This is a genomic window from Pseudomonas sp. CFBP 13711, from assembly GCF_014842265.1.
In the GTDB taxonomy this organism is placed as follows: domain Bacteria; phylum Pseudomonadota; class Gammaproteobacteria; order Pseudomonadales; family Pseudomonadaceae; genus Aquipseudomonas.
In genome coordinates, this window is the sequence record NZ_JACYVI010000005.1 from 249,475 (window position 1) to 271,057 (window position 21,583).

Genomic DNA, 21,583 nt, shown 5'->3' on the forward strand with positions numbered 1-21,583 from the left:
TCGATGATCAGAGGTCGGCAGGCAATGGCTGCTTGAGCCAGGTCTGCGCGTTCTTCTCCAGCGCGCCGTCTTTCTTCGCCGCTTCGAGGATCTCGTTCACTTTGGCCAGCAACTCAGGCTGACCTTTGTTCACACCTACGTAGACCGGCGAGTCCTTGAGCTTCACCTTCAGTTCGGGGATGCGCTTGGGGTTTTTCTCGCTGATGGCGACCATGACCACGTTGCCGCTGGCGATCAGGTCGGTCTGCTTGGCCAGATAAGCCGCGATGGTCGAGTTGTTGTCTTCGAAGCGTTTGATCGTGGCTTCCTTCGGCGCAACGGCGGTCAGCTCGATGTCCTCGATGGCGCCACGGGTCACGCTGATGGTTTTGCCTTTCAGGTCGTCCACGGTTTTGATCGCGTCTTCAGGCGGGCCGAATACCGCGAGGTAGAACGGTGCGTAAGCGCGGGAGAAATCGATGACCTTTTCGCGGTCCGGGTTTTTGCCAAGGCTGGAGATGACCAGGTCAACCTTGCCAGTGGTCAGGTAAGGGATGCGATTGGTGCTGTTGACCGGCGTCAGCTCAAGCTTGACCTTCAATTGGTTGGCGATCAGCTGCGCGGTATCGATGTCCAGGCCGCGCGGCTTCATGTCGGGGCCGACCGAGCCGAAGGGCGGGAAGTCTTGCGGCACAGCGACTTTCAACGTGCCGCGGGCGGTTACATCATCCAGACCATTAGCGTGGGCGGGGGCCTGGCCGAGCATGAGGCTGGCAAACAGGGCGGCGAGCAGGGCGCTGTAACGCTGGGTCATGGGGTGTCTCCGAATCGATCAATGTGTAGGCGAAGCCCGGGTGATGGCCAAGCATCAGTGCACAGCCCATGCCAGCCGTTTGTTTGCAACCGTGGAATGCGGGCCCCAGGCCTGATCCGGTCTAACTGGTCTGAACAGTGAGTTGACGAGGCGCCCTGCTTTGGCGCGCCTGAAAGGCCCGGCGCCCCTCGCTTGGGCGTCACTTGCCGGATACCTCCGATGGCGATACAAGGGATTTTTCCTACGGTTTCCACACCTGATCGCTATGCATCCGAGCCCTGTCGCAGTGCCTGAAGCCGCCTTCCAGGCGATCCGCAAATTGATCGCCGAGCAGGGCTATGTGCCCGGCGACAGCCTGCCATCCCAGCGGGATCTGGCGATTCGTCTGGGCGTCAGTCGCGCTTCGTTGCGTGAAGCATTGTCATCGTTGAGCGCTCTGGGACTGGTCAGTGTGCAGCCCGGCAAGGGCGTCTTCGTGCAGGCGATTTCTGAACCACAACGGAGCACGAGTGGATTTTCCTGGCCGTATGCAGCGCACGCCTCGCCCGCAGAGACGTTTCAGTTGCGCTACGCCCTGGAGGGTTTTGCAGCCGGGCTTGCGGCAGTGACGTTGACGGCCGACGAGCGCGATGTACTGGAAGACAACGTCGAGGCGATGCGGCTTGAGCTCAAGGCCGGGGACTTTGAGTGCGCAGCCCGGCTCGACTTCGATTTTCATCGACGCATCCTTGTCGCCAGTGGCAATCAGGCGATTCTGGGGATCATCACCAGCAGCGCCGACATTTTTCTGGAAAGCCAGAAGCTGCCATTTATCCGGGCGGGCAGGGCGATGGAGACCTGGCAGGAGCACCGCAAGATCCTCCGGGCGTTGGCGCGAAACGCGTCTGGCCCGGCGCAGAAAGCCATGCAGGAGCACATCCGCGGCGCGGCGTTACGCACCGGCATTGTGTTCGTCGCACCCTCCGGCTGAGCTCCGTCGATTGAGGCAACCCTGTCGAGCCATAGCAAGAGACAATCAACCTCGGCTTCCTGTCACCGCGTGACACAGTTATGATGGCCCACGTTTTTTTGCCTATGACCTCGGAGAAATCTCATGAGTAACGACCTGATCAAGCATGTCAGCGATGCGAGCTTCGAAGCCGATGTCCTGAAGGCCAGCGGCCCTGTACTGGTCGATTACTGGGCTGAATGGTGTGGCCCGTGCAAGATGATTGCCCCGGTTCTGGATGACATCGCTACTCATTACGATGGCAAGCTGACCATTGCCAAGCTGAACATCGACGACAACCAGGAAACACCGGCCAAGCACGGCGTCCGTGGTATTCCGACTCTGATGCTGTTCAAGGACGGCGAAGTCGCCGCGACCAAGGTCGGCGCACTGTCCAAGTCCCAGCTGCAAGCGTTCCTCGACGCCAATATCTGATGACGTTAAAGCCCCGCAAATCGCGGGGTTTTTTTCTGGCGTCGTACTAGACGCTTAGAAAATCAAGTGGTACATTCGGCCCCGCAACGGCTTCTCCGTTGCCCCCTGCTAGCCGTCGCCGACCGTCTCCTTTCGATTTGCACGCGATCCTGTCGCCTTCTCTGCGGCGCGGCCTCATTAAGCCAAAAGCTTAATTTCCCCCTCCATACATGATTACGTCATTCCTATATGAACCTGACTGAACTCAAGCAAAAGCCTATTACCGATCTGCTCGAAATGGCCGAACAGATGGGCATAGAAAATATGGCCCGTTCGCGCAAGCAGGACGTGATTTTCTCCCTGCTGAAGAAGCACGCGAAGAGCGGCGAGGAAATCTCGGGTGACGGCGTGCTGGAGATCCTCCAGGATGGCTTCGGCTTCCTTCGTTCTGCAGACGCCTCCTACCTCGCCGGCCCAGACGACATTTACGTCTCGCCGAGCCAGATCCGCCGCTTCAACCTGCGCACGGGCGACACCATTGTCGGCAAGATCCGTCCGCCAAAGGAAGGCGAGCGTTACTTCGCACTGCTCAAGGTCGACACCATCAACTTCGACCGTCCAGAAAACGCGAAGAACAAGATTCTGTTCGAAAACCTGACGCCGCTGTTCCCGACCATTCGCATGAAGATGGAAGCCGGTAACGGTTCCACCGAAGACCTCACCGGTCGCGTTATCGATCTGTGTGCCCCGATCGGTAAAGGCCAGCGCGGCCTGATCGTTGCTCCGCCAAAGGCGGGCAAGACCATCATGCTGCAGAACATCGCGTCGAACATCACGCGTAACAACCCTGAAGTCCATCTGATCGTTCTGCTGATCGATGAGCGTCCTGAAGAAGTAACCGAAATGCAGCGCACCGTGCGCGGCGAAGTGGTTGCTTCCACTTTTGATGAGCCACCGACCCGTCACGTGCAGGTCGCCGAAATGGTGATCGAAAAGGCCAAGCGCCTGGTCGAGCACAAGAAAGACGTGGTCATCCTGCTTGACTCCATCACCCGTCTGGCTCGCGCCTACAACACCGTCATTCCGAGCTCCGGCAAGGTCCTGACCGGTGGTGTCGATGCGCACGCCCTCGAGAAGCCAAAGCGTTTCTTCGGTGCGGCACGTAACATCGAAGAAGGCGGCTCGCTGACCATCATCGCCACCGCGCTGGTTGAAACCGGCTCGAAGATGGATGAAGTGATCTACGAAGAATTCAAGGGTACCGGCAACATGGAGCTGCCTCTGGATCGCAAGATCGCAGAGAAACGCGTCTTCCCGGCCATCAACATCAACCGTTCCGGCACACGCCGCGAAGAGTTGCTGACGGCCGACGACGAGTTGCAGCGCATGTGGATCCTGCGCAAGCTGCTGCATCCTATGGATGAAGTCGCCGCCATCGAGTTCTTGATCGACAAGCTGAAACAGACCAAGACCAACGATGAGTTCTTCCTGTCGATGAAGCGCAAGTAACACCCTGCGCTGAACCGACCGTAGAAAAATGGTGTCCTTCCGGACACCATTTTTTTTGCCCTTTTCCGTAGACCTCTCCCGTAGACAAGGAGCGTCATGCACACGTTTGGCAATCGCCGTGATATCGATGGGCTGCGGGCCCTGGCCGTGGTCCCGGTGCTGTTGTTTCACTTCGGTCTTGGACTGAGCGGCGGCTTCGTCGGCGTCGATGTGTTCTTCGTCATCTCCGGGTACCTGATCACGTCCATCATTTTCCGTGAGATCAGCGCTGGGCGATTCAGCTTCGTTGATTTCTGGGCCCGTCGCGCGCGGCGTATCGTCCCCGCCGTAACCGTTGTCGTGCTGGCCACGTTGGCGTTCGGCTGGATATTGCTGACCCCCAAGGACTACGCCGAGCTGGGCCGGGAAGTGCGGTATCAGTCGATATTCATGTCCAACCTGCTGTTCATGCGGCAGGACGGCTACTTCGATTCCGCGTCAGATTTCAAACCGCTGCTTCACACCTGGTCGCTGGCGGTGGAGGAGCAGTACTACATTTTCTTCCCGCTGCTGATGGTGCTGGCGACGCGGTACGTGCGGCACTGGCGCTGGTTGCTGCTCGGCCTGCTGGTGCTGTCGTTCGGGCTGAACATCTGGGCGATCAAGCACAAGCCCGAGGCCGCGTTCTTTCTGCTGCCGATGCGTGCATGGGAGCTGCTGTGCGGTGCGATGCTGGCCGTCGCGCCTGCGCCTAAACGCCCGCTGCCGAGCTGGGTGTACCAGACGATCAGCCTGAGCGGCTTTGCGGCGGTCGTACTGGCGATGCTGAGCTTTGACAAAACCACTCAATTCCCCGGCTGGGCGGCGCTGCTGCCGGTGCTGGGCACGACTGCGATGATCTGGGCCAACGGTCATCCCGCGTCATGGGTCGGGCGTTTGCTGAGCATCAAACCGCTGGTGGCGATCGGTCTCATCTCCTACTCGCTGTACCTGTGGCATTGGCCTATCCATGTCTACGCCAATGCGATTTCCGCCGACGGCATTTCCGACCTGGAAGCGGTCGGCTGGATTCTTCTGGCCGGCGCGCTGGCCTGGCTGAGCTGGCGCTTCGTCGAGCTCCCGTTCCGTGAGCGCCGCTTACTGGCCGGCCGCAAGCCGGTGCTGATTGGCGGCCTGCTGACCCTGGCCGTGCTGGCGCTGGTAGGACAGGCGGTGCGCTCCAGTGATGGCGTGCCGCAACGGATGTCGGGTCAGGCGCGTGCCTATGCGCTGTCTCAGGAATGGAACGCCGGTCAGATGGACTGTTTCCTGCTCGGATCAAAGCACAGCAAGGGTCTGGACAAGCTCTGTCGAGCGGGTGGCAATGCCGACGCCGCGCCGTCCCATCTCATCTGGGGCGACAGTCATGCAGCGGCTTTGTGGCCTGGCGTCAGGATCGCGGCCGAGCAAGCGCACATGCCTGTCTGGCTGGCGAGCATGAGTGGATGCCCGCCCCTTGTCAGCACCGCAACCAGTAAGCGCTGTCAGGATTTCAATGCGCTGAACGTCGAGCGCGTTCGAATGCAGCAAATTCCCGATGTCACCTTGGCCGCGCGCTGGAGCCTGTACATCTACGGGCTGGAAGACGGCAACAAGAGCAACGTGCTGCTGAAACGGGAATCCATTGCTCAAAACGAAGCGTATTTTGCCGATGCGTTGAAAGCGCAGATCGCCGAATTGCGTGCAGCCGGCGCCCAGGTCTGGTTGTTCAAGGAAGTGCCGCAGCAGCGCAAGGGCACCATCGAGAGATTGAGCAGCCTGGCGCGGGTCGGGCGTTCGGCGGCAGAGGTTGGGCGGCCGGCGACGGAGCTTGATGCGCGACAGGCGTTCATCAATCAGCTGTTCGCCACCCTCAGCCAAGCGGATGCGGGCGTTCACCTGATTGACCCGAAACCGCTGATGTGTGAGGGCGGCCTGTGCCGTGCCGAAGTTGACGGGCGTTCGCTGTACAAGGACGAGGATCACCTGTCGGATCTGGGCGGCGAGAAGATGCAGCCGCTGTTCACGCCGGTATTCCGCGCAACACCGCGCATTTGAGTTGGACACAGGCTGCCGTCTGCGGTCAGAGCAGGTAGGATGTGCATCTATTTGGTGAGTGGCCGGGTTAATGAAATTCAAGGATCTACGGGATTTCGTGCAGCAGCTTGAGCAGCGCGGAGAGTTGAAACGCATTCAGGTGCCTATTTCCCCTGTACTGGAAATGACCGAAATCTGCGACCGGACCCTGCGCGCCAAGGGGCCAGCGCTGCTGTTCGAAAAGCCGACGGGTTTCGACATTCCGGTGCTCGGCAATCTGTTTGGCACGCCTGAGCGGGTGGCCATGGGCATGGGCGCCGAATCGGTGTCCGAGCTGCGGGAAATTGGCAAGCTGCTGGCGTTTCTCAAGGAGCCCGAGCCGCCCAAGGGCCTGAAAGACGCCTGGTCCAAGCTGCCCATCTTCAGAAAAGTCATCGCCATGGCGCCGAAAGTCGTCAAGGACGCCCCGTGTCAGGAGATCGTGATCGAAGGCGACGACGTCGACCTCGGCATGCTGCCGGTACAGACCTGCTGGCCCGGCGATGTGGGCCCGCTGATCACATGGGGCCTGACGGTCACTCGCGGGCCTAACAAGGAACGGCAGAATCTGGGCATCTACCGCCAGCAGGTGATCGGCCGCAACAAGGTGATCATGCGCTGGCTTAGCCACCGCGGCGGCGCGCTGGATTTCAAGGACTGGTGCGACAAACACCCGGGTCAACCATTCCCGGTCTCGGTGGCCTTGGGCGCAGATCCCGCTACCATCCTCGGCGCCGTGACGCCAGTGCCTGACAGCCTGTCCGAATACGCATTCGCCGGCCTGCTGCGTGGCAACCGTACCGAATTGATCAAGTGCCGTGGCAACGACCTCCAGGTCCCGGCCAGTGCGGAGATTGTCCTCGAAGGCGTGATTCATCCCGGCGAAATGGCCGATGAGGGTCCGTACGGCGACCACACCGGCTACTACAACGAGGTCGACAGCTTCCCGGTCTTCACGGTCGAGCGCATCACCCACCGCATCAAGCCGATTTACCACAGCACCTACACGGGTCGGCCGCCTGACGAGCCCGCAATTCTGGGCGTTGCGCTGAATGAAGTGTTCGTGCCGATTCTGCAGAAGCAGTTCCCCGAGATCGTCGACTTCTACCTGCCGCCCGAGGGTTGCTCGTACCGCATGGCGATTGTGACGATCAAGAAACAGTATCCCGGCCATGCCAAGCGCGTGATGTTGGGCGTCTGGTCGTTTCTGCGACAGTTCATGTACACCAAGTTCGTTATCGTCACCGACGACGACATCAATGCCCGTGACTGGAATGACGTCATCTGGGCGATCACCACGCGCATGGACCCCAAGCGCGACACGGTGATGATCGACAACACGCCAATCGACTACCTCGATTTCGCCTCGCCGGTCTCCGGCCTGGGTTCGAAAATGGGGCTCGATGCCACGCATAAATGGCCGGGCGAAACCACCCGGGAATGGGGTCGCGCTATCGTCAAGGACGAAGCGGTGACCCGCCGGATCGATGAAATCTGGACTCAGCTGGGAATTGATTGATGCGTGTAACCTTGCAGCCATCGGGCGCAGTCATCGAGACATTGCCGGGCGAGCGGATCCTCGACGCCGCTCAGCGCCTGGGCTACGAATGCCCTCAGAGCTGTCGCAACGGTAATTGCCACATCTGTTCCGCGCTGCTGGTTGAAGGCAGCGTCGAGCAGGCCGGAGAAATCCGCAACCACGGCGAAATCTATACGTGCCTGGCGGTGCCGCAGGAAGACTGCGTCGTGCTGTGGGACAGTGTGCTGGCGCTCGGCGAGTTGCCGGTGCGCACGTTCGCCTGCCAGGTCAGCGAATGTGTGGAAGTCGGCGGCGATGTCTGGCGCGTGATGCTCCGTGCGCCTGCGGGCAAACCGCCGCGTTATCACGCTGGTCAGTACCTGATGATCCATCGAGACGACGGCGAGAAATCGGCATTTTCCATGGCCTCGGCGCCGGAGAGCGGGCGAGATCTGGAATTTCACGTGCTCGCCCGCGAGGCCAGTGCGCAAAATCTGATCAAGCAGTTGCAGCGCGATGGCATGGCGCGAATTGACCTGCCCTTCGGTGATACTCACCTGGGCGAACTGCCCGATGGCCCGCTGGTATTGATCGCGGCAGGCACCGGTATGGGGCAGATGCACAGCCTGATCGAGCATTGCCGCTCAAAAGGCTTTCCGTATCCGGTGCATGTGTATTGGGGAATGCGCCGTCCGGAAGATTACTATCAGCTCAGGCATTGGGATGAATGGCAGACGCTGCCCAACCTTTTCCTGCACAAGGTCGTCAGTGATCTGTGCGGTTGGGAAGGGCGCTGCGGCATGCTGCACGAGGCGGTCTGCGAGGACTTCAGCGATCTGAAGTCGCTTTATGTGTACGCCAGCGGTTCACCGGCGATGGTCTATTCGACCCTTGATGCGCTGGTGCTGGCTGGCATGGATGCGCATCAGATGCGTGCCGATGTTTTCGCTTACGCGCCGAGGCCCTGAAGCGCAGCCACTCGCCGAGCTGTATGTGGACAGCGTATTGCATGGCTGTTTGTCAGATATCGGTTTTTCCGGCGTGACCCATGCGCCGGTGGCCGAGTCACAACGTCACACTGCCTGCGATGCCGTCTGATTGTTCATTCGTTGTTGCCAGACCCGTTTCATGAGTGTTCAGCGTTGCACCGGCGTCAGCCTTGCCGGTGGGGGGAACCAGATGGGGAATCAAATCAATATCCTGGCGGGAGCTGTCCATGACGGCCTGGGGTTGTCCTACCCGCCGGTCATCGATCTTGGGCCGAAGCTCACCCGAGAACAGCTGCTTGCCTCCATCCACGCCACGATGAGCCGTCACCAGGGCGGCCCGATCTGGTTGTTCGCGTACGGATCATTGATCTGGCGGCCCGAGTGCAGCGCCGTCGAGCGTCAGCGCGGTCGGGTCCACGGTTATCATCGCGGCCTCTATCTCTGGTCCCATGAACATCGCGGCACCCCCGAGCAGCCGGGGCTGGTCTTCGGTCTGGATCGAGGCGGCTCCTGCAGCGGATTCGCGTACCGATTGCCCGAAGACAATATCGACGAATCGCTGCTGGCGTTGTGGCAGAGAGAAATGCCGTTCCCGTCCTACCGCCCACACTGGCTCAACTGCCGACTTGAAGACGGCACCAAGGTGCAGGCTTTGGGATTTGTGCTGGAGCGGCATTTGCCCAGTTACGCCGGCAACCTGCCCGACAGCGTGCTCACCCAAGTGCTGGCCAATGCCAGCGGGCGATACGGGACCACGTGGGAATACGTCGAACAAACCATCCACGCACTGCGCACCCACGCCATGCCGGACCTGAGCCTGGAGGCGCGGTTCAAGCGGTGTAAGCCGGTGTTGTTGGCGATATAGCATTTGGTCACGATCTTCCGGTCAGGCTTGCGCGCAAGACGCTAGGCTGCATCGAAACCGATTGAGGAGTTAATCATGAGTGCTCGGCTTTCTCCGCTTGTGTCGGAGTTCGAATCAGAAGAGCAGGCTGCGCGCTACGACGCTTGGCTCCGTGCCAAGGTGCAGGCTTCGGTAGATGACCCACGACCTAACGTCCCGCATGATGAAGTCATGGCAAAACTGAAAGCGAGACTGGCCGCCAAGCGCGACAAGCGTAGCGATGATCGTTGATTGGCGCCCGGAGGCAGTCGCCGATCTGTGGGAGATACTTGAGTATATTGATGAGCGAAATCCACAAGCGGCGGAAGAGCTTTATGCTGAAATTGAGAGAGCTACTTCAGCACTGCCCGAGCATCCTTACCTCTACCCCTGAGGTCGGGTGCTCAATACCCGCGAAATCATTGTCCATCCGAATTACGTGGTTATTTACCGACTAACGGATCGTATCGAGATACTGAGCGTCCTTCACGCTCGCCAGCAATACCCTTGAACAGACGTGGCTTGATCAACGCACTGACCAAGCCTTTTCCGTTTGAGACTTAAGCCTTCTCCTCTCGCGACTGGCTCGCCACCCGCGTATGGCGCAGCGTCGGCACCAGGAACGCTATGGCGAGGATGCAAGCGGACACCAGCAGCACGAAGCCGCCGTCCCAGCCGAAGTGGTCCACTGTGTAGCCCATCAGGGCGCTGGCGGCGACCGAACCACCGAGATACCCGAACAGGCCAGTGAATCCCGCTGCCGTGCCGGCTGCTTTCTTCGGTGCCACCTCAAGGGCCTGCAAGCCGACCAGCATGACCGGGCCGTAGATCAGAAAGCCGATCGAGACCAGCGCAATCATGTCGACGGTGGGGTTGCCGGGTGGATTGAGCCAGTAGACCAGCGTCGCAACGGTCACCATTGCCATGAATACGATGCCGGTCAGGCCACGGTTGCCACGGAAGATCTTGTCGGACATCCAGCCGCACAGCAACGTGCCCGGAATACCTGCCCACTCATAGAAGAAGTAGGCCCACGACGTTTTGTCGACGTCGAAGTGCTTGGCTTCTTTCAAGTACGTTGGCGCCCAGTCCAGCACGCCGTAACGCAGCAGGTAAACGAACACGTTGGCCAGCGCTATGTACCAGAGCATTTTGTTGCGCAGGACGTATTTGACGAAGATCTCTTTGGCGGTGAATTCCTCTTCGTGGCTCGCGTCGTAGCCTTCCGGGTAGTCGTTCTTGTATTCCTCGACCGGCGGCAAGCCCACGGACTGCGGGGTATCACGCATGGTGACGAAGGCGAAGAGAGCGACAAACAGGGCAACCGCCGCAGGCACATAAAATGCGGCGTGCCAGTCGTTGGTCCAGCCGAGTCCGAGCAGGAAAAGCGGGCCGATCAAGCCGCCGCCGACGTTGTGCGCCACGTTCCACACCGACACGACGCCGCCACGTTCCTTCTGCGACCACCAGTGCACCATCGTGCGTCCGCTCGGCGGCCAGCCCATGCCCTGGGCCCATCCGTTGATGAACAGCAGAATGAACATGATCGTCACGCTGGACGTCGCCCAGGGTGCGAATCCGAACACGAACATCACCAGCGCGGAAATCACCAATCCGAAAGGCAGGAAGTAACGCGGGTTGGAGCGATCCGACACCAGCCCCATGAGGAACTTCGAAAGGCCGTACGCAATGGCGATCGCCGAGATCGCCAGCCCCAGTTGACCGCGGGTATATCCCTCATCGATCAGGTAGGGCATGGCCAGCGAGAAGTTCTTGCGCAGCAAATAGTAGCCGGCGTAGCCGAAGAAGATGCCGGCGAAAATCTGCCAGCGAAGGCGGCGGTAGGTGGAGTCGACACGCTCCGCAGGCAGCGGAGCCTGATGCGCGGCAGGACGGAAAAAGGCAAACATCGGGACACTCCATTTATTTTCTTGTTATGCGAATCCGAATATTACATTTTCGTTACAGAAAATAGGAAGGCTTCTCATCGGATAAAAAGGGCGTAAATGCGGGGGCGGGAGGGAATTCTTTTGCGAACATTGCGTTTGTGCAGTGCTGCATGCAGGTGGGTTTCGATGCGTGGGACAGGTAAAGTGCGCGCTCATGGGCTCACGATTGGCAAACCGACATGCAGTCACCCCCGCTTGGGATTCGGAATCAAAAGATCATCATTCTGTGCCGCGATGTCGGCGGATACCTTGGCCGGCTCAGCCACTTTCTCGGCAAGTCGAACGACGTGGTGTTCATTGACCTGACCCAAGGCGGGAAGGAGCTGTCCTGGCTTCCGGGAAAGATGCGGCGATGGCTAAAAAAGTACCTGATCATTCGGCGTGCCAACGCTACGATCCGGGCAGCAGGGGATGTCGACGCATTGCTGGTGGTGAACCCGAGTCAGCTGGATCAGGGGCTGGTCCTGCAGGCACAGTCCGCCGCGCAGCTGACCATTGCGTATCTGTCAGACGGAATCGCACGGCTGTCCATGCCGCTCGATCAACTGGCGACCTTTGACAAGGTCTACACCTTCGACAGTGCCGATGCCCACGAGTATCAGCTGCGCAAGCTCTACAACTACATCTACGAAGAGCACGCCGATTTCAAAACGACGTCCGACTTCAAGGCGTTCGTCGTGATGGGCGGCAAGCACCGCGTTGATGTGCTTGGCCGGGTGGCTCAAGCGTTTGAACAGCTGGGCTACACCAGCACCTGCAAATTCCTGGTGCAGAGCAAACCAGTGCCCGGAGCCAGTCCATTACTGACCTTCTTCCGCCAGCGCATGGACATCGATGAAACGGCCGAATACGTCAGGCGTTCGGAAATCCTGATCGACATCGTCCGGCCGGGCCACGCGGGTTTGAGCTTCCGTTTTTTTGAGGCGCTGCTCTACCGCAAGAAAATGATCACCAACAATCCATCGGTGGCGTATTACGACTTCTACGATCCGCGCAACATTTTGATCATCGATAGCGATCACCCCGTGATCCCTGACGCGTTCATTAACGGGGAATACGTGGACCCGCCCGAAGAAGTCGTGCAGCGGTACAGCATGGCCAGTTGGGCGAACGAGGTGTTCAGTCCGCCCCCGGCTAGCCCGCATCGGTCACCCGTTACCGAGTCTTAAGCTTTCGGCAGGATTGCTTTGGTGCTCGGCGATGCCTTGCGCAGGAACGGGTGCTCGATGCACCAGTACGTTGCGACGCTGATGCTGCTGGTCAGCAGGATGATCAACGGTAAGTACAGCGCGTAGCTGAGCGGGTCCGGCATTGCGAAGTCGTACGCGCCCAGCAGGCTGAACACGCTGTAGATGACGATGCCGTGCAGCAGGTAAATGCTGAAGCTCGCTTCGCCCAGAATCTTCAACCCTCGAATCTCTAGCACCCCGTGCAAGCTGTTGCCGAGTACGAACAGCGCAAATGGAATGCCGAGGATCAGCATTTGCAGCGTTGAATACGATTTGAGCTTCAAGCAGATCAGCAGTATCGCGACCGCTACCAACGTGCAGCGTACGCCCGTGAAGTCGATTTTCCACTGGCGCATCCGGTCTTCAAAGACCGCCACCGCGATGCCGACAGCAAACAGTTTGATGAACCGGTTGTGAAAGTGATGGTGGTACTCGCCCCACAGGCACGCCAGCGCAATCAGCGCGACCACGACGGCCATGCCGGGGAGCTTGCGTCGAAGCAGGCAATACAGCACCGGCAGCGACAGGTAGAAGACCGCTTCATAGAGCAGCGTCCACTGCACCGAGGCGTTGATACGCACGGTGTCCGGAAAACCACTGAGGGGGCTGCCGATGAAAATCACCCATCGCCCGAGCGCCTTGATCGTGTCCATGACCGGCGCACTGATGCCTGCGGACTGGTACAGCGCGATGGCCGTAATCAGCGCGACGCTGAAGAGGTACATCGGGAAGATTCGTCGTACCCGTGACGACAGAATCTGACGCCATTTTGGCTCGCTTCGGTAGATCTTCGCGGTAAACAGGTAACCGGTGATCATGAAAAACAACGACACCGGCACCGTGCCCATGTTGTTCAGCACGCGGCTGTCCGTGGTTTCCCAAACGCCGTTGACGTGCCAGTAATAACTGACCATGAAGTGGTGAACAATGACTGCGGTTGCGAGCACGCCTCGCAGCCCGTCCAGCGACGAAACGCGATGAAGCGCGTCTCGGGAGAGGATCGGCAGTCGCCGGGTGGCGAAGCAAAATATCGCGATCGACAGCGCGTACAACGTGATCAAAAGCAGAGTGACGGTCATCAACACGGGTCCGCAGTTCGTATGGGAGTCGATACCGAATGACTCGTGTTCGGTATGTATCGGCCGTGAAATATACGGAACACATTAGGCGCCGTCGCGGGTTGTTTAGCGGCGTGTAGATTTTGGGACCGATCCTACGCAGCCCTGGGAAGTCATTAGCTATTGCCGCCGGAGACAAGCGCACAAAATGCGCGCCAGCCTTTTGCACCGACGCAGGAGGCAGACGGGAGAAGCGCGCAGGTGATGGCAGTGATGAGCAAGTGGGTTTTATGGCTGATGTTCGCGGTATGTATCGGCGCCCATGCAGATGAGCTCAGTGTGGAGTTTGATTACCGCAGGGCGCCCGCCTGGCCGTATTCGCTTTCAAAATCGGGAGTGTCCGGCTGGGTCGTCTACGACCTGAAGGCGCACCATGATGGACGGGTTTCCGAGCCTGAGGTGCTGGACAGCTCGCATCCTCTGTTTTCCCTCTCCGTGGTAAACGTAGTGCCAACGTGGCGCGTTAAACCCTGGGTCGTCAGTGAGCAGCGTCCGGCAGTCATTTCGCTGCGTCAGGAGCATTACTTCGTCCACCCGCGTGAAGGAAATGCCGCCGTGCCTTGGCTGCATCGGAGTCTGCGCCACCTGTCCTGCGCGAAATTCAACAAACGCTTCGAAGACTTCCAGCAGAACTCGTCTGATCTTGAACAGGTGGAGATGAGCGTGTTCCGGCACACCTACAGCGTGCTCGCGAGGGTGGCGACTTACAGAAAGCTGTCCGACGAGGACAGGTTCGCGCTGGGGGATGCGCTGGCAGATGCAGTTCCGGAGGTCATTCAGCGCTGCCGGGCGAATCCGGAACTGCGTTACAAGGACGTGTTGCCTGATCAAGTGAGGAGGATGCTGTGAGCCGTGCAGAGAACTGCGCAAAGTCAGCTCCGTTTCTTCAGAACAGGGCGATCCCGATGCACGCTACCTGACGCTAACCACGACTTTGCCCACCGCTTTTCTCTGCGCCAGCGATTCAATGGCTTCCCCGGCCCGCTCCAGCGGATAAACCTTCGACACCAGCGGCTTCAGCTTGCCCTCGCTGAACCAGGTGAACAGTTGCTGGAAATTCGCCGCATTGTCTTGCGGCTGGCGTTGGGCAAATGAGCCCCAAAACACGCCTACAACCGAGGCACCTTTCAACAGCGCGAGATTGACCGGCAGTTCGGGAATACGACCACTGGCGAAGCCGACCACCAGCAATCGGCCGTTCCAGGCGATGCCGCGAACGGCCTGATCAAAAAGGTCACCGCCCACAGGGTCATAGATCACATCGACGCCGTTGCCGCTGGTGAGGCGTTTGATTTCATCCTTCAGATTGCTTTCGCTGTAGTTGATCAACTCGTCGGCGCCTGCATTTTTGGCGACCTCAAGCTTGTCTGCGCTGCTGGCGGCGGCGATCACGCGAGCGCCCATGGCTTTGCCGATCTCAACCGCGGCGAGGCCGACGCCCCCCGATGCGCCGAGGACAAGGAGCGTTTCGCCTGCCTGCAGATTGGCGCGCTGTTTAAGGGCGTGCATGGAGGTGCCGTACGTCATGCTGAAAGCAGCAGCGGTGGTGAAGTCCATCGTTTCGGGGATGGGCAGGACGTTGTAACCGGCCACGGCGATCTGTTCGGCGAAGCTGCCCCAGCCGGTCAGCGCCATCACCCGGTCACCGACACGAACATGGCTGACCTTTTCGCCGACAGCCGTCACGACGCCCGACGCTTCACCTCCGGGCGAAAACGGAAAAGGCGGCTTGAACTGGTATTTGCCTCCGATAATCAGCGTGTCCGGGAAGTTGACCCCGGCAGCGTGCACGTCCAGAAGAATCTCGTTTTTCTTCGGCTCCGGGCTGGGGATTTCCTCCAGCACCAGATCTACAGCGGGACCGAAGGCTTTACACAGCACGGCTTTCATCGAGGGCTATTCCTTTTTCGGGGATGGCCGATAAGTACAGGTAGCGAGGTTGTGGGGTCAATGAGCATGGCCCGGCCTGATAGGTGTGCATAAGCTGAAGTAAGCTATGCGGCAAAACGGATTGAGGAGCGGACTGTGAAAGCGTGGATTGTTATGTTGATGGCATTGTCGATGCCTGTTGTAGCGCTGGCCGAAGAGGGTGGCGAGAAAGAAGATCCGAACAAGGTTTCCTACGTGGCGTTGACGCCACCTTTCGTGGGCAACTACGCGCTGGACGGTAGCCCGAAGCTGCACGTCTACAAGGCCGACGTCGCCTTGCGCGTGACCGGCGCCGAAGCGCAGAAACTGGTGAAGCAGAACGAGCCGCTGATTCGCAACCAGTTGGTGGCGTTGTTCACTCAGCAAACGGTCGACAGCATGGGCAACGTCGATGCCAAGGAAAAACTGCGTCAGGAAGCGCTGAAGCAGACCCAGCAAGTGCTGACCCAGGAAACCGGCAAGCCCGTCGTTGATGACCTGCTGTTCAATAACTTCATTGCCCAATAACGCCGCGCTCTGAACTCAGCGCAGGCCCAGTACGGCGGCCCATTGTTCGTCCGTCACTGGCATGACGGACAAGCGGCTGCCTTTCTGCACCAGTGGCAATTGCTCAAGGGCAGCTTGCTGCTTCAGAAATCCCAGTCCCAGCACCTTCGGAAATGCCTCGACGAAAGCCACGTCAAGGGCGCTCCAGGGGTTTTTCTCCTCGGTGGCTTTGGCGTCGAAGTAGTGGCTTTTCTCGTCCAGCGCGGTGGGATCGGGGTACGCGGCCTTGACGATTTCTCCAATGCCGGCGATCCCGGGCTCGGGGCAGCTGGAATGGTAGAAAAAGAACTGATCACCCACGGCCATCGCGCGTAGAAAGTTGCGCGCCTGATAGTTGCGAACACCGTCCCAGCGTGTCTGACCGAGCTTTTTCAGCCCGCTGATCGAGAGCTCGTCGGGCTCGGATTTCATCAGCCAATAGGCCATTTACAAGGCTCCTGAACAGGTGTTGGGAAAGTTGTCCTACGTTTTGATGACAACCCGACAGTCGGCTGGCGTCAGTATTTGCGTGTTGCGTCACGTTGCCGCAAAATGCCGGCATTTTAAGGGCTGCACGATCTGGCAGCCTGTTTAAACGTTATCGATTTTAGATTCTGATTCGTTACAAAGGGGACGATGAATGCGACGCAAGCCGGATGTACTGTGGGTTTTGGCAATTTTGTTCGGCTTGGGAATCGTCACCACCGGTTACGCGCAAAGTCTGTGGGCCGCCAAGGCAGACGCGCCGGTTGAAATCACTCAGCAACAGCAGCCATTACCCCGCCGCTAAACCGCTTTCGCAGCGCGCTTTCCTCTCAGGAGCGCGCCTTGCTGACAATTCACCCCGCCACATACCAGCGCTTATCCGTCACCGTTCCTGCCAACGGAACATCCCAACTGGCGACCGCCAGCTTCGCGACTTTCTGACACTCATGGGCCAGTCCCAGCAGCACCGGCTTGCGCCAGGTTTTACGACGCGCGCGATAAGCCAGACTGCGGTCGTAAAAGCCGCCCCCCATGCCAAGACGTCCGCCTTGCGGATCGAATCCCACGAGCGGCATCAACACCAGGTCCAGTGTCCAGATCTTGCGCTGTCGCTTGGCATTGATGCGCGGCTCCGGGATACGGAACCGGTTCGGCTTGAACTTCTCCCCTGGATGCACGCGCTGGAACACCATTTTCGTTCGCGGCCAGGCGCTCAGCACTGGCAGGTAGGTGGCCTTGCCGCGTTTTTGAGCGGCACGAAGCAGCAGGCGCGGGTCGATCTCACCGTCCATCGGAAGATAGAGAGAAACGTGCCGGGCGCGGCGAAACAGAGGGTTTTGCGCAAGTTGACGGTACACACCCTGCGCCGCCTGTCGGTGTTCTACCGGGCTGAGCGCGCGACGATTATGGCGAAGCAGCCGACGCAACTGTGGGCGAGTGAGGCTTGAAGGATCTGGGAGGGGAGCGGCGCCGGATGAGGTCATGCTGGCGGGTCCGTAAGGCTTTGGAAGGTGATGTCGTGTAATCAGGCAGATTCACGATGCCCACCGCCAGACGGGACGCCTGGCGATGGGTAGAAGGTTCGAGACTCCCCGACGAACCGCTGTCGGTGTAGCCCTTGAACCCGAAAGTTCAAGGTGGAGATTGCAGGAGGTTTTAAGGCTTTCCGTCGAGCGGACATGCACACCAACCCCAACGTGCAACCCCCGTGGTTGTGCGTATCGGCTCAGGGACATGACCGACTGGCAAGCACTCCAGGGAGCGGTCGCAAGTATACCGAATCATGTCCGAACAATCAGCCTTGTGCTTTATCCGAATCCGTGGCAAGGACCAGGTCTACACGGTCCAGCAAATCGCGAACCTGCTCGCTATTGGCACCATTTGTCTGGGCGTTTGCGGGTGGCAGTTCCTGTTTGTGCAGAAGGTCATGGGTAATGTTCAGTGCGGCCATCACCGCAATACGGTCGGCGCCGATGACTTTGCCGCTGCTGCGGATCTCGCGCATTTTGCCGTCCAGATAACGCGCGGCGCTGACCAGATTGGTGCGCTCCTCTTGCGGGCAGATGATCGAATATTCTTTGTCGAGGATTTGCACGGTGATGCTGTTGCCATTACTCATGAGTCTTGCTCCAGGGCCTTGAGGCGCGAAATCATGGACTCGACCTTTTGCCGGGCGATTTCGTTTTTTTCAATGAGTTGAGCGCGTTCCTCGCGCCAGGATTTTTCCTGAGCTAATAGGAGTCCGTTTTGACTTTTTAGTTGCTCGACACGATTGATCAATAACTCCAGTCGAGCCATCAGCGCTTGCAGGTCGTTGTCTTCCATTGTTTTCCACTGATTACTTTCAGATGAGTGGTGCAGGCGCTGGCGTCTGGATTCGCCCCGGACATCGCCTGATAGCTTGGGCGCGTCTGCCGGTGCTACGATACAAGGCCTTCATTCTAGACATTGCGCCGCCTGGCGCCTAGTTGCCCATGCCTATTCAGAATTCCCCGTACAACGGCTTCGCCACCCTGCTTACCAGCAGTGGTCATCACGTATCGCCTGCCGAGTTGCACGGCCTTTTGCTCGGTCGCAGTTGCGCCGGCGCAGGCTTTGATGCTGAGGAGTGGCTGACCGACGCTCACCTGCTGCTGGAAACAGAGCCTGACGACAAAGTGCGCCAGGCCCTGATCGGCCTGCAGGCAATGGTCAAAAGCGAACTGACCGGCGACGACATGACCGTCGTGTTGCTGTTGCCCGGCGATGATGAGCCTCTGGCTACGCGCACCGCCGCCATGGCCCAGTGGTGCCAGGGTTTCCTCAGCGGCTTTGCCCGGGTCGGTGGTCAGTCGCTGAGCGATGATGCCAGGGACGTGCTGCAAGATCTGGCTGCCATCGCTCAGGTCCACGATGCGCTCGACGAGTCCGAAGACGGCGAGAGCGACTACATGGAAGTGATGGAATACCTGCGCGTTGCGCCGTTGCTGCTGTTCACCGAGTTCAACCAGAAAACCGACGCCGAAGACGAAGCCAAGCCGTCTTTGCACTGACAGCGCGTCATCGCTGCTTCGGCCATGCCGCCCTGCGCGGCGGTGGCCGAAGCGCACCTCCCGGAGTACCGCACTTGCCCATGATTCATATCCCGAAAGCCGAATATGCCCGCCGCCGCAAGGCGTTGATGGAGCAGATGGAGCCCAACAGCATCGCCATTCTGCCAGCGGCGGCTGTGGCCATTCGGAACCGGGACGTTGAACATGTGTACCGCCAGGACAGCGACTTTCAGTACCTGAGCGGCTTCCCCGAGCCCGAAGCGGTGATCGTGCTGATCCCCGGCCGCGAGTACGGTGAGTACGTCCTGTTCTGCCGGGAGCGCAATCCCGAGCGCGAGTTGTGGGACGGCCTGCGCGCGGGTCAGGACGGCGCGATGCGCGAGTATGGCGCCGACGATGCCTTCCCGATCACCGACATCGACGACATCCTGCCCGGCCTCATCGAGGGTCGCGATCGGGTGTATTCGTCCATGGGCAGCAATCCTGAATTCGACCGACATGTGATGGAGTGGATCAATGTCATCCGCTCCAAGGCGCATCTGGGTGCGCAGCCGCCGAAAGAATTCGTTGCGCTGGATCACCTGCTGCACGACATGCGCCTGTATAAATCGGCGGCTGAAGTGAAAGTCATGCGTGAGGCCGCGCAGATCTCGGCCAGAGCCCACGTGCGGGCGATGCAAGCCAGTCGCGCCGGGCTCTACGAGTTCAGCCTGGAAGCGGAGCTGGATTACGAATTCCGCAAGGGCGGCGCCAAGATGCCGGCCTATGGCTCCATCGTCGCGTCGGGGCGCAACGCCTGCATCCTGCACTATCAGGAGAACGACGCGCCGCTTAAAGACGGCGACCTGGTGCTGATCGATGCCGGTTGCGAGATCGACTGCTACGCCAGTGACATCACCCGTACCTTCCCGGTCAGCGGCAAGTTCTCCGCCGAACAGAAAGCGATTTACGAGGTGGTGCTCAAATCCCAGGAAGCGGCGTTTGCGGCGATCAAACCCGGCAATCACTGGAATCAGGCCCACGAGGCGACGGTTCGGGTTATCACCGAAGGCTTGGTTGAACTCGGGCTGCTGCGAGGCGCGGTGGATGAACTGATTGCCGCCGAAGCGTACAAAGCTTTCTACATGCACCGTGCCGGACACTGGCTGGGCATGGACGTGCACGATGTCGGCGAATACAAGGTCGGCGGCGAGTGGCGCGTGCTGGAGGCCGGGATGGCGCTGACGGTCGAGCCCGGCATTTATGTGTCCCCGGACAATCAGACCGTTGCCAAAAAGTGGCGCGGGATTGGCGTGCGAATCGAGGATGACGTCGTGGTGACCAAAAAAGGCTGTGAAATCCTGACGGGCGACGTGCCAAAAACCGTTGCCGACATTGAGGCCCTGATGGCCGCTGCGCGAACCCAAGCCGCATGAGCCGCTTTAATCTGGCCATCGTCGGCGGCGGGCTGGTCGGCGCAAGCCTCGCTCTCGCCCTGCAAGCCGGGGCGAAGGCGCGGGGCTGGAAAATTGTCCTGATCGAGCCGTTTGCGCCTGGCGACACGTACCAGCCCAGCTATGACGCGCGCTCTTCGGCGCTGTCTTTCGGCGCGCGGCAGATCTACGAGCGCCTGGGCCTGTGGCAGCAGATCAGCCGCCGCGCCGAGCCGATTCTCAAAATTCACGTTTCCGACAAAGGCCGGTTCGGCGCTGCGCACCTGTCTTCGATGGAGGAAGGCGTTCCGGCCCTGGGCTATGTGGTTGAAAACGCCTGGCTTGGCCAATGCCTGTGGCAGGCGCTGGACAAGGACGTGATCAGTTGGCGGGTGCCGGCTGAGGTCACGCACATGCAGGCGCTGCCCGATGGCTACCAACTGACCCTGAACGGCGAAACTCAGCTCACTTGCGATCTGGCGGTGCTGGCCGACGGCGGCCGCTCCAGCCTGCGCGAGCAGTTGGGCATTGCCGTGCGGAACACGCCGTACGATCAGAGCGCGCTGATTGCCAACATCACGCCGGGAGATCCACACGGTGGTGAGGCCTTCGAGCGGTTTACCGAAAATGGCCCCATGGCGTTGTTGCCGCTTCCGGACAACCGCTGCGCACTGGTCTGGACGCGCACCGGCAATGACGTTCAACGGCTGATGGCGCTGGACGACCGACGCTTTCTGGAAGAACTGCAGGGCGTCTTTGGCTACCGTTTGGGTGCGCTGAAACAAGTGGGTGCGCGGCATAGCTATCCGCTGGCGTTGATCGAGGCCGAAGAGCAGATCCGCTCCCATCTGGTGGTGCTCGGCAACGCGGCCCACAGTCTTCATCCAATTGCGGGGCAGGGCTTCAACCTGTCGCTGCGTGATGCGGCCTCCCTGGCCGAATCACTGCTCGCCAGCGAAGCGCCGCTGGGCGAGCTGTCGACGCTGCAGGCCTACCGCGAGCGCCAGCGCGTTGATCAAAAACTGACCGTCGGCTTTTCGGATCAAGTCACCCGGCTGTTCAGCAGTCAGCAATCCCTCGTCACGGCAGGCCGTAACCTGGGCCTCCTGGGCCTGGATCTGCTGCCGTCCGCCAAGAGCTGGTTCGCCCGTCAGGCCATGGGCCTGGGAACGCGAAGCGATGTCTGAACACTCCATTCATTCGTGGCCTTCGCCACAACCGAGAACGATTTAAAGC

General features: G+C 59.7%; 23 protein-coding genes, 1 other RNA gene and 1 pseudogene. 16 read left to right on the forward strand and 9 right to left on the reverse strand.

Features of this window, described 5'->3' with window-relative positions; all coding sequences use genetic code 11:
• Positions 1-7: 7 nt before the first annotated feature.
• Positions 8-793, reverse strand: coding sequence for a transporter substrate-binding domain-containing protein (locus IFT47_RS12105; RefSeq protein ID WP_192171378.1), 786 nt, complete (start codon positions 791-793; stop codon positions 8-10).
• Between the two features lie 265 nt (positions 794-1,058).
• Between IFT47_RS12105 and IFT47_RS12110 the strand changes: the two genes are divergently transcribed.
• The 9 genes and pseudogenes from IFT47_RS12110 (at position 1,059) to IFT47_RS12150 (ending at position 9,679) form a co-directional block, all read left to right on the forward strand.
• The gene (locus IFT47_RS12110) at positions 1,059-1,763 is read left to right on the forward strand and encodes a FadR/GntR family transcriptional regulator (protein WP_192171484.1); all 705 of its coding nucleotides are present in this window, start codon (positions 1,059-1,061) and stop codon (positions 1,761-1,763) included.
• Positions 1,764-1,886: 123 nt separating this feature from the next.
• Positions 1,887-2,216 carry a thioredoxin TrxA gene (gene trxA, locus IFT47_RS12115; protein WP_192171377.1) on the forward strand — a complete coding sequence of 110 codons (330 nt, stop codon included), beginning with the start codon at positions 1,887-1,889 and terminating at the stop codon, positions 2,214-2,216.
• 228 nt (positions 2,217-2,444) lie between these two features.
• A complete protein-coding gene (gene rho, locus IFT47_RS12120) occupies positions 2,445-3,704 on the forward strand; it encodes a transcription termination factor Rho (RefSeq protein ID WP_037016529.1) in 1,260 nt (419 codons plus the stop codon).
• A gap of 96 nt (positions 3,705-3,800) precedes the next feature.
• Positions 3,801-5,759, forward strand: coding sequence for an acyltransferase family protein (locus tag IFT47_RS12125; protein WP_192171376.1), 1,959 nt, complete (start codon positions 3,801-3,803; stop codon positions 5,757-5,759).
• A gap of 70 nt (positions 5,760-5,829) precedes the next feature.
• Positions 5,830-7,296: a 4-hydroxy-3-polyprenylbenzoate decarboxylase gene (ubiD, locus tag IFT47_RS12130; protein ID WP_192171375.1), complete on the forward strand. Its 1,467-nt coding sequence runs from the start codon at positions 5,830-5,832 to the stop codon at positions 7,294-7,296.
• Positions 7,296-8,264, forward strand: a complete 969-nt coding sequence (locus IFT47_RS12135; protein WP_192171374.1) for a CDP-6-deoxy-delta-3,4-glucoseen reductase — start codon at positions 7,296-7,298, stop codon at positions 8,262-8,264. Before ubiD ends, IFT47_RS12135 begins: the two co-directional genes overlap by 1 nt.
• Before the next feature lie 211 nt (positions 8,265-8,475).
• Positions 8,476-9,150 carry a gamma-glutamylcyclotransferase gene (locus tag IFT47_RS12140; protein WP_192171483.1) on the forward strand — a complete coding sequence of 225 codons (675 nt, stop codon included), beginning with the start codon at positions 8,476-8,478 and terminating at the stop codon, positions 9,148-9,150.
• A 75-nt stretch (positions 9,151-9,225) separates the two neighbouring features.
• A complete protein-coding gene (gene relB / locus IFT47_RS12145) occupies positions 9,226-9,420 on the forward strand; it encodes a type II toxin-antitoxin system RelB family antitoxin (RefSeq protein ID WP_192171373.1) in 195 nt (64 codons plus the stop codon).
• Positions 9,410-9,679, forward strand: a pseudogene (locus tag IFT47_RS12150) (type II toxin-antitoxin system RelE/ParE family toxin). The gene relB and the pseudogene IFT47_RS12150 overlap by 11 nt, the downstream one beginning before the upstream one ends.
• Positions 9,680-9,728: 49 nt before the next feature.
• On the opposite strand, the gene glpT reads toward IFT47_RS12150, so the two are convergent.
• Positions 9,729-11,078: a glycerol-3-phosphate transporter gene (glpT, locus tag IFT47_RS12155; protein WP_192171372.1), complete on the reverse strand. Its 1,350-nt coding sequence runs from the start codon at positions 11,076-11,078 to the stop codon at positions 9,729-9,731.
• Between the two features lie 218 nt (positions 11,079-11,296).
• Between glpT and IFT47_RS12160 the strand changes: the two genes are divergently transcribed.
• Positions 11,297-12,286: a hypothetical protein gene (locus tag IFT47_RS12160; RefSeq protein ID WP_192171371.1), complete on the forward strand. Its 990-nt coding sequence runs from the start codon at positions 11,297-11,299 to the stop codon at positions 12,284-12,286.
• Here IFT47_RS12160 and IFT47_RS12165 read toward each other — a convergent pair.
• Complete coding sequence (locus tag IFT47_RS12165) at positions 12,283-13,425, reverse strand: acyltransferase family protein (RefSeq protein WP_192171370.1); 1,143 nt, start codon at positions 13,423-13,425, stop codon at positions 12,283-12,285. The two genes, IFT47_RS12160 and IFT47_RS12165, sit on opposite strands and share 4 nt — an antisense overlap.
• Positions 13,426-13,677: 252 nt before the next feature.
• Between IFT47_RS12165 and IFT47_RS12170 the strand changes: the two genes are divergently transcribed.
• Entirely contained in the window at positions 13,678-14,313 is a 636-nt protein-coding gene (locus IFT47_RS12170; protein WP_192171369.1) for an energy transducer TonB, read from the forward strand.
• 63 nt (positions 14,314-14,376) lie between these two features.
• Here the strand turns inward: IFT47_RS12170 and IFT47_RS12175 are convergent, their stop codons facing one another.
• Entirely contained in the window at positions 14,377-15,354 is a 978-nt protein-coding gene (locus IFT47_RS12175; protein ID WP_192171368.1) for an NADPH:quinone oxidoreductase family protein, read from the reverse strand.
• A 135-nt stretch (positions 15,355-15,489) separates the two neighbouring features.
• Here IFT47_RS12175 and IFT47_RS12180 point away from each other — a divergent pair, with 135 nt between their 5' ends.
• Positions 15,490-15,900 (forward strand): flagellar basal body-associated protein FliL, encoded by a 411-nt coding sequence (locus IFT47_RS12180; RefSeq protein WP_192171367.1) that lies wholly within the window; start codon positions 15,490-15,492, stop codon positions 15,898-15,900.
• 15 nt (positions 15,901-15,915) lie between these two features.
• On the opposite strand, the gene IFT47_RS12185 is transcribed toward IFT47_RS12180, so the two are convergent.
• Positions 15,916-16,365 (reverse strand): EVE domain-containing protein, encoded by a 450-nt coding sequence (locus tag IFT47_RS12185; protein WP_192171366.1) that lies wholly within the window; start codon positions 16,363-16,365, stop codon positions 15,916-15,918.
• A gap of 193 nt (positions 16,366-16,558) precedes the next feature.
• Here IFT47_RS12185 and IFT47_RS12190 point away from each other — a divergent pair, with 193 nt between their 5' ends.
• Complete coding sequence (locus tag IFT47_RS12190) at positions 16,559-16,708, forward strand: hypothetical protein (RefSeq protein WP_192171365.1); 150 nt, start codon at positions 16,559-16,561, stop codon at positions 16,706-16,708.
• A 49-nt stretch (positions 16,709-16,757) separates the two neighbouring features.
• On the opposite strand, the gene IFT47_RS12195 is transcribed toward IFT47_RS12190, so the two are convergent.
• From IFT47_RS12195 to IFT47_RS12210, 4 genes are all read right to left on the reverse strand, one after another.
• Positions 16,758-17,387, reverse strand: coding sequence for a 5-formyltetrahydrofolate cyclo-ligase (locus IFT47_RS12195; protein WP_192171364.1), 630 nt, complete (start codon positions 17,385-17,387; stop codon positions 16,758-16,760).
• Between the two features lie 101 nt (positions 17,388-17,488).
• A non-coding RNA gene (gene ssrS / locus IFT47_RS12200) (6S RNA) lies at positions 17,489-17,667 on the reverse strand.
• Between the two features lie 31 nt (positions 17,668-17,698).
• Entirely contained in the window at positions 17,699-18,022 is a 324-nt protein-coding gene (locus tag IFT47_RS12205) for a cell division protein ZapA (protein WP_192171363.1), read from the reverse strand.
• Positions 18,019-18,228, reverse strand: a complete 210-nt coding sequence (locus tag IFT47_RS12210; protein WP_037016503.1) for a TIGR02449 family protein — start codon at positions 18,226-18,228, stop codon at positions 18,019-18,021. Before IFT47_RS12210 ends, IFT47_RS12205 begins: the two co-directional genes overlap by 4 nt.
• Positions 18,229-18,377: 149 nt before the next feature.
• On the opposite strand from IFT47_RS12210, the gene IFT47_RS12215 reads away from it, so the two are divergent.
• The 3 genes from IFT47_RS12215 to ubiH all read left to right on the forward strand — a co-directional run bounded on the left by IFT47_RS12215 (position 18,378) and on the right by ubiH (position 21,534).
• Entirely contained in the window at positions 18,378-18,935 is a 558-nt protein-coding gene (locus tag IFT47_RS12215) for a YecA/YgfB family protein (protein WP_192171362.1), read from the forward strand.
• Positions 18,936-19,015: 80 nt separating this feature from the next.
• Entirely contained in the window at positions 19,016-20,350 is a 1,335-nt protein-coding gene (pepP, locus tag IFT47_RS12220; RefSeq protein WP_074892586.1) for a Xaa-Pro aminopeptidase, read from the forward strand.
• Positions 20,347-21,534 (forward strand): 2-octaprenyl-6-methoxyphenyl hydroxylase, encoded by a 1,188-nt coding sequence (gene ubiH / locus IFT47_RS12225; RefSeq protein ID WP_192171361.1) that lies wholly within the window; start codon positions 20,347-20,349, stop codon positions 21,532-21,534. Before pepP ends, ubiH begins: the two co-directional genes overlap by 4 nt.
• The last annotated feature ends 49 nt before the right edge of the window (positions 21,535-21,583 follow it).